This window comes from Paenibacillus planticolens (assembly GCF_013141725.1).
In the GTDB taxonomy this organism is placed as follows: Bacteria; Bacillota; Bacilli; order Paenibacillales; family NBRC-103111; genus Paenibacillus_E; species Paenibacillus_E planticolens.
This window is the reverse complement of the sequence record NZ_WHNZ01000086.1, coordinates 135,710-149,399: the sequence shown is the minus strand read 5'-3', so window position 1 is coordinate 149,399 and position 13,690 is coordinate 135,710. Positions and strand designations below refer to the sequence as shown.

The 13,690-nt window shown below is 44.7% G+C and carries 5 protein-coding genes; all 5 read right to left on the bottom strand.

Annotated features, from left to right (window positions below; genetic code table 11):
• Positions 1 to 91: 91 nt before the first annotated feature.
• Positions 92 to 2,608 carry a winged helix-turn-helix domain-containing protein gene (locus GC097_RS33300; protein ID WP_171687555.1) on the bottom strand — a complete coding sequence of 839 codons (2,517 nt, stop codon included), beginning with the start codon at positions 2,606 to 2,608 and terminating at the stop codon, positions 92 to 94.
• Between the two features lie 442 nt (positions 2,609 to 3,050).
• Positions 3,051 to 9,926 carry an S-layer homology domain-containing protein gene (locus GC097_RS33295; RefSeq protein WP_171687554.1) on the bottom strand — a complete coding sequence of 2,292 codons (6,876 nt, stop codon included), beginning with the start codon at positions 9,924 to 9,926 and terminating at the stop codon, positions 3,051 to 3,053.
• A 23-nt stretch (positions 9,927 to 9,949) separates the two neighbouring features.
• Positions 9,950 to 10,627, bottom strand: a complete 678-nt coding sequence (locus GC097_RS33290; protein ID WP_171687553.1) for a phosphorylase family protein — start codon at positions 10,625 to 10,627, stop codon at positions 9,950 to 9,952.
• On the bottom strand, positions 10,624 to 11,775 hold the full coding sequence (locus tag GC097_RS33285; RefSeq protein ID WP_171687552.1) for a HupE/UreJ family protein: 1,152 nt from the start codon (positions 11,773 to 11,775) through the stop codon (positions 10,624 to 10,626). Before GC097_RS33285 ends, GC097_RS33290 begins: the two co-directional genes overlap by 4 nt.
• A 62-nt stretch (positions 11,776 to 11,837) precedes the next feature.
• Positions 11,838 to 12,965 carry a WG repeat-containing protein gene (locus GC097_RS33280; RefSeq protein ID WP_171687551.1) on the bottom strand — a complete coding sequence of 376 codons (1,128 nt, stop codon included), beginning with the start codon at positions 12,963 to 12,965 and terminating at the stop codon, positions 11,838 to 11,840.
• Positions 12,966 to 13,690 lie beyond the last annotated feature (725 nt).

The window sequence follows — 13,690 nt, the reverse complement described above, 5'->3', positions numbered from 1 at the left end:
AGGGGGATGGAGGGTAAAAAAATGGGGGATATACCTCATACCAATATGTATTGTATAATCATAATTTTGATCAATTGCGATAAATAGCTCGCTACAACCATCGGAATTCTTTTCCTTGCTTCAGTGCCTGTTCTCTGTTGTTCACATGAAGTTTTCTGTATATGCTTTTCAGATGGCTCTTGACCGTTTCGGCTGTGATTTGAAGTTGTTCGGCGATCTGTTTATTCGATAGACCCATATCAATCATCCGTAATATTTTTAATTCCTGCTTTGTGATAAGTGCTCCCGAGCTTGCAGTTTCATTCCCATGATCCGACATCAGCAGAAGCAATTTCCTGGCGTAGAGTATGCTCGCAGACTTGCGGCTAGGGTTGATCTGCTTTTGCCGGATATATTCACGTAACAGCTCAGCCATCTTGACCCCTTCATCCACGAAACTGCGGATGTATTTCCCCGGTTCCGCCAATTGGAGTGCCGCCTCCAGCTTCATGACAGCGATCGTCATATCACCTTTTCGATACAACGCCATGCTTTGCAGGATGGTCACCTTAACCTTATCCCAGGTCCGATCAGCCTTATCGGCAAGCCGGTACAATTGTTCTAGCAGTTGCAAAGCTTCATCGATTTCCCGACGTTCCATAAGCACACTTGCCAAAATAAGGTATTCTTTGATCGGACCGGGCGGGATCGTATCGGTATGCTTAATGCCGCATGTTTCCAGCCAACCCTCATCGAAAGAACCGTTCGCAAGTGATAAATTTGCCTTCTCCGCCTCTATTCTCCTCATAAACATTCTTTTGTCTACGGAATCGATCTTAGGTTTAACCCCCTCCAACCATTCAAACGCTTTGGCCGAATCACCTTTGGCCTGGCAGATCCGCGCTGCATTGATAGAAGCACTTAACAGAATAAGGGCATAGGGCTGCATGCACGCTGACCTCAGTACCCTCTCCGCATAAACTTCAGCCTCTTCCAAGCGGTTCCATTCATATAACAACAAACTGTACGTATTGTAGAAAAAACCGACGTAGGGGTAATTGTCTCTCTCTTCCCATACTTTGATCCATTTATAAAAGAATCTCTCCGCATCATGCAAATTATGAAAAAAGCTCAATAATGTGTCGAAATACATCGAATACGAGTTCGCTTCAATCATCTGGATGTAGCTGCCCCCCGGCGTATGCCGATCAAACACCTCGAAATATTCATTCGCTTGTCGGAAGTCTCTTCGGTAGAACGAAACAGCCGCGGATAAAAAATGAACGGTTCCTGCGTAAGGTGTCCATTCGGGATGGGATAGCTTGTCCTCCATTAGGCGAAGCCTTGCTTGTGCCAACTCCAGTTCATTGGTTTCCACCATCACTTTGACATAAAGAAACTGAATTCCCGGCTTGCCAGTAAAACAGTCCTCCGGTAGACCGCGCAGCCATCGATAAAGCACCCCTCTCTTCGCATGAAGATTTTGCAGATGCTTTTCGATCAAAGTGCTTGCTTCGTGATGATGCCCGTCCACAAACAGTTGCTCTACCGCTTCCTCCAAAAATCCGTGCTCCTCTAACCAATGAGCTGCCTTGACATGCAATTCCTTCGATTGTCCCGCACACCTCTGCCGGAAAAGCCTCCGTAAAAACTCGGAAAACAAATGATGATAGCGATACCATTTCCGCTGATCATCCAAAGAGACAATGAACAAATTATGCTGTTCCAGCATTTCCAGCAGCTCCTGACAATTCACTTGTCCCGTAATCGCCTCGCACAACGGGCCGTTTATCCTGTCTACAATCGAAGTTTCCAATAGAAAGGACTGAATCTCGTTCGGCTGGAGACTAAAAACCTCCTGAAACAGATAATCGGATATGTTACGGTGTTCCCCGCTAAAGGCACGGATAAATTCCGAATAATTGCCACTTCTTTGCAGCGAAATGGCCGCAAGATACAGTCCGCTGATCCATCCCTCCGTGCGGTCTACCAGCACTGCTATCTTTTCTCCCGACAGTGACAATCCCATGCAATCCTGAAAGTAACGAATTCCCTCCGAAAGTTGAAATCGCAGCTCCTGAATCGTGATTTTCACCATTTGGCCAGTCGTCTGCAGCCTTGCCGTAGGAAAGGGCATTTCAGCCCGGCTCGTTATATAGAGGTGGATGTGAGCGGGCAAAAAGCCAAGAAAATAAGCCACAGAAGCGTGAATGAGGGCAAGATCGATCGTGTGATAATCGTCCCAAACCATGACCAATTCATCCGAGAAGCTCTCAAGCTCGCATATCATGACTGAGATGAATGACTCAAACGCACCAGACTTTAGGGATGGCAAATACGGGGTGATCGTTTCCGCAAATTTGGGGTTCTTACTATTGACTGCAGCGATTGTATAGCTCCAAAACTCAATCAGATCATTATCTTGAGGTCCCAAGGAAATCCATACGGCAGGTATGTCGGACTGCTGCAGCCACTGACTCAAAGCTGTTGTTTTGCCGTACCCCCCGGGAGCCGTTACGGATGTAAGTTTGCTCTTTAATCCTTTATTTAATAGCTCGGTGATCGCCGCTCGCTCAACAAGGTCATCGCGTCGCGTTTGCGGGATATGGAGTTTGGTACTTAGAATCATGGATCGGCACCTCGGATTTGGCTGTTTATATCTATTCCTCATTATATCTGATTTCTAATCAAGGGCTAAATAAAAAGTTCTGTGTATAATTATCCAGTTTACCACTATTAACCTCTTGTGTTAACGCAGTTAAGAGGGGAATATAGGGGAATTTCCTCAATAAAAAATAGAAAGCCGCTATCATGGGCTTTTTGGCGAGGCGCAATGATAGAACGGCTATTGGCGGCATCTTTTGTCAGGTTTTTTTTGCCATGGAAAAAGGAGCCAATATATACTTTACCGAATTTCGTCATATACTTCAAATTAAGATTTTATTAACAAATTTTAGTGAAAACCGATCGGCGAGCCAATAGGACTGGAATAAAAAAAGTCCCGGACCGCGTCCTGTCGCTCCATAAAGGAACATCAGGCTCGCGACCCAAGAATTTATTCACCTTGCCTATTACTTCTTGATCGATTTCATAATCACAGTAACGGCTTCAGCACGCGTAGCGTTCGCTTGCGGCTTAAATGAACCGTCGCTATAGCCGTCGATCACATGGCTAGCCGATGCAGAAGCAACGGCGCTTTGTGCCCATTCGGAGATCGCTGTGTGATCCGTGAATGTATTGCCTGCCGCTGCTGCAGGCAGCTTAGCTGCACGTGCGATCATCGCCGCCATTTGCTCGCGAGTGATTTTATCATCCGGTCCAAAAGAGCTGTCGCTGTAACCGGAGATGATATCATAGGCTGCCGCTGTTTCAATTGCTTTGCAAGCCCAGTGATTGTTCGTGTCGGCAAAACCTTTGCCGCTCTTCTCTTGAAGCTTGAATGCTTTGACGAGAATCGATGCAAATTCCGCACGGGTAATCGTACGATCCGGTCCGAAGGTGCCGTTAGGATAGCCCTCGATCGCTCCGGCTTGAATGAGCTCGCGAATATTCGCTTCCGCCCAGTGACCGGCGATATCGGACAGAGTGGCTTTACCTGTAGAACCGGTATTCGTTGGATCCGTCGGTTTCTTATCTGTTGCGAATACGGCGAATTTCGTGAAGTGGTTGACTATGCCGCTAACCATCGCCTTGTCTTTATCGACGCTTGGGTTGCTGAGTGCATTCCACTTCTTCGCTGTCTCATCGTACCAATAGACTGCTGCGTCAGACTTGGCCAGATCTACCTTGGCCGGGTCAAACGGCAAGCTAATCGTTAGATTAGCAGTGAAATTATCTGTAAAATCTTTCTTGATCTCAAACACATCGCTGACTAGCTTGCCAGAAGCGCCTTTCAGCATTTCATCAGTATTCGTTACTTTCTCAACCGTTACCCGGAAATCCGTTTTTGCCGCTCCGGCTGGAATCACGATCGTCACACCGTTATCCTTCACCGTTCCTCCGTTAGAAGAGGAGATCAGAGTGCCGCTAGGAGCGGAACCCCCGCCAGATGGGTTGCTAGTCGGGGCATCTGCTCTAGTGATTTGAAGCTTGTATTCCTTCTTTGTCGTTCCGTCTTGAGCTGTCACGGTTATAGTGATGGTGTTCAAGCCCGTAGACAGATTAACTAATTTCTTGCTTACCGCTTCACCATTGATTTTCACAACAGCATTGGTATCTTCTGCTGCTGCACTTACTGTAGCGCTGATTACGCTATTGCTCACGTAAGCCGAATACTCGGTTTGGTTCGACGTGAGGCTGATGGTCGTATTATCCAGCTTCAGCGTTGCAAGGTTAGCATTCGTGCTGGCCACAGCATTGACTGTTAGAATGTATGCTTTGGCAAGTACGCCATATGTTGCTGTAATCACAGTCTGACCTTTGCTGATCGCGGTGATTTGCCCGCTTGTGCTGTTGATTTCCGCAACCGCCGTAATGCTGCTCGTAAAGATAACTCCCGATGTCGCATCCAACTTCGTAGTACCGTATGTTGCTTCAGCAACAGAGCTCTCGCCTACGTTCATCGTCGACAGACCATTAATCGTTAATTGTACTTCTGAAACAATTGAATCGTTAAATGTTAGAGTTGCTGTCGCCAATGCACGCACTTGCGCATCTACTTCAGCTTGCGATGCATTCGCATCCGATTGTACGGCTATGGCTGCTGTAATTGCATTTTGGAGCGCATCGTGACCCGCTTGCGATACATTGCCATTAGCGGTACCTACCGTTCTGCTTCCGAGTAGCGTCTGCGCATTGGTAATTTCTGTGTTTAATGCGGATTTATCCACAGTTGACGAAACGTTCAAGATCTCGGAACGGTCTCTGACTCTGATTCTCGGGTGCATATCCGAATCGCTGGAAACCTCGCCGAAAGAAGCCAAACCGACTACGGAAACACTTGCTCCGTCTGTAACGAACGGAAGCGTCGTTCCCTTTGTAATGTATCCGTTAATAAATACAATTGCCGGGCCGGACCCATCATTAATCGTAAATTGGTTAATTGTTCCGTCATTGTCTTTATAAACATCTGACACGACGCCCTGTGTTTTCACCAAAAGTCCGGTATTCGCGGATGACACTGAAACAGCTGTCGTAAGTGTAGTAGGCGCGAATTTATGGATACTTGGATCCAAAACAGTCATTTTGCTGACCGTCAACTCTACTTCGCCTTGATAATGCGTGATCTTACCTTCAAACCTTGCTTTTTGTCCTTCCTGTATGCCTGAGGCAACCGGGAATAGATTGATACCGCCCGTTGCGTCCTGCGCATAAATAGAGTCGAAAAAGCCTTTGTTTGTATCAGGATTTGTGCTTTGGGTATTTACCTCACTCGTCGCTGTTGCTTCAATGATGACATCTGTCCCATCCGGGAGATTCTTGGCGTTGGCAATGCTTGTAATCGTCATTGGATTAACCATTTTATAAAGGTTATCCATTAAATTGTAATTGGCATAAGGCAATGTCCCTGCATTGTCTAAAGTTACTTGTATTTCAAAGTTACTCATAAATGCTCCGCCGGCAACGACGACAAGAGAAGTTTTACCGTTCGTATGCGTGACAGTTTCAGATGCCGCCAGCAGTTTTTCTTCCGGCTTAGTTGCAACCTTGCTGTTTGGATTTACATACTTCGGTATATAAAGCCCTTGTGAATTACTTATTCCCTTATCGGTTTTATTCGTTCCGACTGTAACGTAGGGAAAAGTAGCTTTGGTCGTCCCGTATCCAAAGTTGTCATTATCGGTTTCAGCCGAATAAGTGCTTGGGAAGCCAAAAACAAGCGGGCTGACCGTTGTCGGCAGCGTTGAGGTTCTCTCTCCTGTCGCCGGGTCTACAGCGTAAATGGTTGAGCCTGAGTATTGGCTGTAGACCTGTCCGTCGATGACGCCTTGCAGTAACGGATTAGCCATATTGAACTCTGTCGGATACAATCGATATGGTTGTCCGCCATTTTTGTCATCGTCCATCACCTCATCGTCGCTTTCGCGCAGCGTGGAGCCGATGGCTTCCAGGACATCGTTCTGCAGCTCAGACATATCTTTCTTCGGTGAAGACGGATCAGCGTTTGTGGCTTCCCCGAAGTCCGCGATATTTCCGAAGACAAGTGTGTTTCCGTTTTCCGAAAATACTTTCAACGCCGCAATTTCCGCCGCCGTGTAATTTGTCGGAATCGGCCATGCGGGAACGCTTTTTCTTGACGGAGCATTTAAAATGATCATTTTGTATTTAGGATTGCTGGTAGCGGCAATTAATTCCGCCGACGTATTCAACTGTACAACTCTCACACTGTTTGCGCCCGCGAGAGTCATCATATTGGCCATTGAATTCGGATAGCTTCCTCCGCTTACGTACTCATTGCCGTGTGAAGCGTCAAGCCCGACATACGATACGGAGTTGATATCTACAACCTTCATCGTGCTGGTCGTCGTATAAGTTTTATCTTCACCGTTCACCGTAATCACGGCGCTGATCGTGACTGTTTTGGTTCCGGTAGTCGTCGGTGTATAGCTGAATACATGCGCAGCGACACCGGAGGACGCGATGCTTGTGCCGAGCGTATACGTTTTGTTGGCCGCAGAATCTCCGTCTACGGTATAAGAAATAGACTTAAGTGTGACGGGTGTACTTTCATTATTGAAGAAATTTGTTGTTAAATTCAACGCCTCACTTGTAACAGGCATGACCGTGCTGTTGCTTACCGAGGTGATTCCGACCTTCGGTGATGAACCAAGCCAAATCGGTGCGGTGACGGCTACAAAGCCCTGGTTGTCCGTGACGATCGCGAAGTAGTAGCCGGCAGAAGGCGCCGTCATCGAATAGGTGTAATTCACATTGCTGGTTCCGCTAGGGTAGGTCTTCTGATCTACAATTTTTCCTCCGTAGCTTAGCAGCTGAACCGATGCAATATTACTAGTCGCTGTGCCTGGGTTTTTATTGGTTGCTGTTACCGTAATGTTTGCGGTCGCAGGGGGAGCATTCAAAATAGCGCCCATGCTGTAGGTGTTCGTACCGTCGGACAGATGATAGGTGACATCCAAATCCCTGTTTTCTGTCGACCATACCGAACGGTCGTGCAGCGCCGTATAAATTCCGCTCAATGTAAAATCGTTCGTATAGACGACCGTCGCAGCGGTATTCGATGTTCCCCAGCCCTTTTTATGATTATCGGCGTTATTTGTCGGGGCCACGTGCCAACCTTTATCTAAAGCCAAAATAAACTGATCGACAGACCGGAAGTATCCGCCGGAACCGACGGCGCCTTCGCCGTTGCCTGCTTCAACAAGAGTAACTTTATCGTCAATCGCATTATCATAATAACCAAAATTTGCAAAGTTACCGAATGTAGCTCCGGGATGATTTAACTGTGAAATGGAGCCCGGCGTACCCTTAAGCATTTGATAATAGGTTTGAAGACCGGCATCATTTGTTTTGTTATTTAAAGTCGCGTTGTTGCGGCTTACAAAACCTGTTGTGTTAAACGTATTCATGTGTCCTGGGCCGCCGGACCATGTCATCTCATAACCGTAGTCGGTCACGTATTTATCAGTAGCTGCGTCCATCGCCGCCTGTTTGCCGGCAAGCCAAGGGGCGTTGGTTTTGTTGTAATTATTAATATTTTGATCCTTGGTGACGTCGTAAGTTGCGGAATCGTAAGAGTTTGAGTGGTCTGTTACGATAAAGAAATCAAATTTGCCCTGATCTCTTGCATAAGTGTACGCCTCTGCCAAGGTTCCTTGACCGTCCGAGTTTATCGTATGCGCGTGAAGTGATCCGTAATAGTTCTTTTCCCCACCGATAGCTTTCTTGGCCGTATAGGCGAAATTTTCAGGAGCACTGTCCACATAGTTTTGAAGTGTTGCCTTTGCAGCTATTCTTACCGGGAAGTAAGAGGCATCCAATGTGATAGGAGCTGTATAGATTTGATTAGCTGTACCCACCAAAGTACCGTCTGTGGAAGAAAAGGAATTTCTGTATACCGAATAAATGATTGTTGAATCCGCCGTAGCTGATGATAATGCGATGGGTGTTGCAGGATTAATTGCAGAACTCCCTGGGCTTGCGATTACTTTTGCGACCTGGCTTTGTGTATATGTAAAAGTTTGCGTCGCCGTTGTATAGGTGCCGTCTGACGCTGTTGCTGTAATCGTTGCTTTTCCGTTTTGGAAGGCATCAACTGTAATATCAACTGAATTTGTTGTAATAATTACAGGAGCGCCTCCATTTAAACTATAAATTATTTTCGCGCCTGTTGTTGCTGTGGCAAGCGTCACCTTGGAATTAAGCGGGATTGCCGTTCCGGTAGGTACACTAGGTGTCATGAACTCAACGGTCGGAGCTGTAACAGCGACGAGTTCGGCAGTGTTTGCGGAATACAGATGTACTCCGTTGTAACCGGCAGCGGTGTTATAACTCGCAATAGCCTTTGTAATGTTTACATAAGTTCCGTTAGTGCCGACTGCGCTTGCAATCCCCTTGCTGCGCAAGGTTGTCGATACGCCTGCTTGGCTTACCGTGTGATTATAATAACTTCCAGTATTTGTTCCAGCGACATTGTCGAGCTTTACCGTATCAAAAGAAACCAACATTCCCTCATAGGTTCTGCCCTCAAGCTGATCGAACATAATTTTGATCGGAGTTGGAAGAGTTGGATTATTGTTACGTACGACGACATTCGTTGCCACAACATCCGGAACAATCTCCATCAAACCGTTATACGGCGATGTCTTACCATAGACATAGATTTCTTTCCCTACGTAGGAGGAGAAGTCTGCGCCGGATTTATAGATAACAAGACCACTGCCGGCATTCATCCCGTCCTGAATGTACAAGGTCGTATTCCCATTCAAGTACGTGCCGATGCCTTTGACCCAGGCATATTGCCCAGCAGCAAGCGTTTTGGCATCCGCATTCGAAGTAATGGTTTGCTGATTGAAGGATAATGTAACGATATCTGACCTCAGAAGCGTAGGAGATTTTGCTACAGCTTTAACGACAAACGGATTTGTTCCTGTAAAACCGCCTTCGGAAAGAGCTGTGATCGGCGCTGTGTATAATTTGGTAGAATCGCCCACTGTTGTAGCCGGGTTCGTACCGTCTGTCGTGTAGAAAATTTGCGCGTTCGAATCTGTATTCGATAAAGTGATAGGTGTAATATCCAATATTGCACCCGTTGTATCTGGTGTTGCGGTTACCGCAGGCGTAGTAAACGCTGGATCCTTGGTTCCGTAGAGTTGAATGTTGTTGATATTAACACCAGAACTGCTGGAAGTATTCGAACCGTTATTTTGGATATTAGAACTTTGGACGACTCTGATGTAGATTGAATCTAGATTTTCAGCAGATGTCGGTAATGCCATTCCGTAATTTACTGAATTCGAGGTCTGATTCTTTACTGAAAAACCCGTAGTATTCTGGTTCCCGAAACGATTCCATGTACTACCATCCGGGCTCCATTGCGTATCAAAATCTCTTGGACCTGTTGCTGCGGAATACATCATAAAATTAAGAACTAGGTTGTTAAATCCTTTTGTTGATGTTTTAACCATCCAATAATTCGTATTCGCACTAGCAAAACCCAAGCTTTTTAGCGAGGAGGTAGAATAAGTAAAACCTGATAATGGTATTTTCGCAGCTCCTTGATACAGTTGTAACAAAGTTGTGGCATCTTTGTAATAACCGCTTGTGGCGAAGATATCCCCATTGGCAGTGCCCCCATCGGGACTTGTCGGTAAAGCGCCTAAATTCCAGCTCGTGATTTCACTTTTTCCTGTTGTTGCTATCGGCGCATTGACGGTATCATTTACCGTTGCTGCGAATGCAGGTGTTGCCGGTAATGCAGGCAATAGCATGTTCACTAATAATAAACATGACATGCCTATACGCCACAGCGCTTTTTTTAATGCTTTCATGTCCTCGCTCCTTGTATAATTATTTATTGCAAAATCTTCGCATCAAATGAAAGTATCTGAAGAGCCAGCAGGATGGCGGAATGACCTCCGCTTTGTCTCACTGCCTCCCCGATTGTGTCATTTGTGCTAATATTTTCACAAACAGTAAGTACTGATAAAACCTCTAGAACATTATAGCTTTCGTTCAACTTATAAATTGGAGCTGTCGTAAAATCTAAAACCTTAGATTCTTGGCTTATCCTATATTTTTTATCAATTAAATAATGATCGTCAGTAGTAGTTGCACAGTTGTGCACTTTTATATTCGTTTCTCTCAGAATAGCTTCTGTATATTGAAGCATTTTTTCTGAGGCATCATAGCTTTTTCCATTTTCATAGGCTTTCTTTATTAACATTATCGAACCAATCGGTAAGCTTGGATCGTTGGTAATGCAATCCCCAAAGTAAACAACACGCTTTATTTGATTTTTCAAGCAAAGCTCGGTTAAGTAAGCCATTGTTGATGTTTTACCAATACCAGCAGATAAAACAATGATGGGGACATTATTAAATGACCCTATTAGACCGACTTGTCCTCTCGTTTCCGTGAAAATCTCTACATTGTCCAAGGAGTGAGCCGCAATCATTTTCACTCTGAAGGGATCGTCTGTAATGAAACAAAGGTTTGGTAGAATAGATTGAAAACGATCCAATACATTCATAAATCCGTAAATAACCGTTCGACAAGCCACAGTCCGCCTAGCATCAGGGCCACGGCGGAGCAGGCAACAACCACGCGTCTCGAGTGCTTCCAGCGATAAAGAAGAGCTAACGCGGGCAGCACCATGGCAACGATGATCACCTGAACGGTTTCAATGCCGACATTAAAACTGATCAGATCCACTGCCAATTCGCTCTTCGGAATGTTCATTACCGTCAAGATGTCCGCAAAACCCATCCCATGGATCAGCCCGAAGATGAAGGTCAATACCCACCGGTAGCTGACTTTCTTACGAATCAAATTGTCCAAAGCGACATAACAAATGCTCAGCGCAATGGCCGGCTCCACTATACGGGAGGAGATATGGATCACACCTGTGACTGTCAAGGCCAAGGTAATACTATGCGCGATCGTGAACGCTGTGATCGTCCCCGCATACTGCTTGAACGTTTGTCTTGCGATGAGCAGGGAGAATAAGAACAAAAGGTGGTCGTATCCGGATAAAATATGATTCATCCCCAGCACGAAAAAAGACAGCCAACCGTCCGTCGTGCTTGACGAAGCTGCCTCCTCAGGCTGTTGCTGCTGAGGCAACGCATCGCCCGGCTGCAATCCGGCAACATCATTTTCCGTCATTTGCAGCGTCCAGGTCCGGTTTTTGCCCGAGAGTGCCGCTGTGCTTTTCTGGGCTCCGTAATAAATCGTCATCAGGTTTACGTAATTGCTCGCTGTGTCGTTTAAATACAATTGATCGGTCAGCTGGATCGACTGGGATGCCGCTACCGCTGGGAAGGAGGCCTTCAGAATCGCCCTCTTGCTGTGCATAGTGAGACTCTCAATTTGGGGCCACGCCGCGCTTTCTCCGTTAATTTTCAAAACGAGGTTGCTTTTCAGAATCTCCAGCAGCTTCTGATCCACTTTTGCGAATTCCCCTGCATCGAGCGTTCCGTCATGATTTGTGTCGCCCCCCACAAGCTCTATGACCGATACGTCATCGAGTGCATAAGTAAGCTCCGTCTTGGATTTATAAAACTCCAATGTCGAATAAGTCGCGCTGTAGGCATGAGCATCCGCTCGATTTTCAAATGACAAAAGCACTAGCAACGCCATAGAAATTGAAAGAAAGAAACGCCATCGACAAACCGCCATATATGCCCTCCTTTACTGTTTCTGTTTCTAGTTCTGCAGAAATCGGTAGTTTCACTGTCCAATTATTTACGAGGGGTCCAGATATATCTCCCGGTTCTATCGATATACCCAATCCTTCCATCGGACAAGCTTACTTTTGCAATTCCATTTCTAAATTCTTCGGCCATATTGTGTTTTAAATAATTGTCATTATCTTTCGTAACAACCGGAGCAATACTAACTTTCCCGTCCTTATTCATATACCCGCCAGCCCCATTAGCAATTGGAACTAATCCTTCTGAAATCAGTGTTTCATCATAGCTATCATTTAAAGTAGGGCCAATTTTATATGCTCCGTTTTCATCTATATATCCTATTGAATATTCGTTGATGCTGTCTCCCACGCATACCTTTGCAAGCCCTTCTGAAAAACTATATGCCCTTGCATATTTAGGCTCTATTTTCATATTGCCCTTTGTATCAATATATCCGTACTCAACAGTGGACCGATCCTTGTTCTGCACTGCTACGGCTGCTAATCCTTCCGAAAAGCTTTTACCGGAAATATATTGACTAGCGTCAATCAGTACTTTTCCTGTTTTGTCAATATACTGGTAGTGCTTATCATTCTTTACTAAAGCTAAGCCATCTGAAAAACTACTAGCTTCATGATATTGAATTGGAATGATAATTTTCCCATTTCGATCTATATACCCATACATTTCAGTTTTATCATCTTGTACTAATACCAGACCTTCACTTTGTGTCTGCAAACCCATTCCATTGAACAGCATAGAAACGATCTGCATCTCAGAAGGTAAGGTGTATAAAATCTTACCCTTTCTATCCAGGATGAAGTATGTAAGATCATACGTCATCGCATCTACTTGAATCGCTCCGGCTACACCTTCGTTATACTTGGTTATGTATGAAAAATCCGGCTTTACTACCATTTTTCCTGTCATATCGATGGCGCCATATTTTACACTATCTTGATCCTTCGTATCTTTGCTGCCATCTGAATTATTATTTAATAGAACGATGGCGACGCCATCATGAAAATCATCGGCCCATGCATAAGTTGGTTCTACGACCATCTTCCCCATTTTATTTATATAGCCCCATTTTCCATCGACTTGTATAGGGTATAATAATGTTTTTTCATTGTTCTTCTTGTTTACAGCTAGAATACCTATGATTATCGCTGCCATAATTAAAATGATAATTAGCACCCAAATGATACTTTTCTTCATTAGTCTTTTTTTCAATTTTTTTTATCCTTTCTGAATTTAACCATCTTTATATTCCCAAAATCGATTGCTACTATAATTCTATTAACTTTTATTATGGCTGCATAAGCTGCATAATAAGCTTTGGTAAACGAATTTGGCATGTTCTTACAAAAACTTTCAAAAGGTTCTATATAACCCCCTCTGAATAAATGCAAATAGAGCTCACTCGAAGGGATGAATGCGCTCGTGGTAACATACTAAATTAACTGAGTAACCTGCCAGATAGTTTAATCCCTCCCCCTCCCGCTGTTATTTTTTCTTCGTTAATTTGGAAATTTCATTGTAATGAATCTGCCGTTTTTTGATAACTGCCGGTTTTTTAGATTTATTTGTAATTTTTTTAGGTTCGTACGGCAGTGCTCCCAACATTCCTTTGTCCTAAAAATTTGACAAGTACAAATAAAAATTGCACCAAACCTGTCAGTTTAAATATGGTACAAAGACATTACATATAAAATATATGTTGGATTTTCGCAAGCAAAAGGGGGGCTTTATTTGAAGAAACGATTGTTCGTGTACGGCATTTTGTAAACGATTACATTTTATGGCAAGGATGAAGCTTTCAATTTTCAAAGTGGCTGTAGCTCGTTAGTTATGAAAGAGCTAGCTCAATCTAATTGAAGCGATTACAGAGAAATTTTAAT

What these genes read in the sequence shown, in the direction of transcription:
- GC097_RS33300 (WP_171687555.1), bottom strand. Translation starts at nt 2,608, where the DNA reads ATGATTCTAAGTACCAAACTCCATATCCCGCAAACGCGACGCGATGAC.
- GC097_RS33295 (WP_171687554.1), bottom strand. Translation starts at nt 9,926, where the DNA reads ATGAAAGCATTAAAAAAAGCGCTGTGGCGTATAGGCATGTCATGTTTA.
- GC097_RS33280 (WP_171687551.1), bottom strand. Translation starts at nt 12,965, where the DNA reads ATGGCAGCGATAATCATAGGTATTCTAGCTGTAAACAAGAAGAACAAT.
- GC097_RS33285 (WP_171687552.1), bottom strand. Translation starts at nt 11,775, where the DNA reads ATGGCGGTTTGTCGATGGCGTTTCTTTCTTTCAATTTCTATGGCGTTG.
- GC097_RS33290 (WP_171687553.1), bottom strand. Translation starts at nt 10,627, where the DNA reads ATGAATGTATTGGATCGTTTTCAATCTATTCTACCAAACCTTTGTTTC.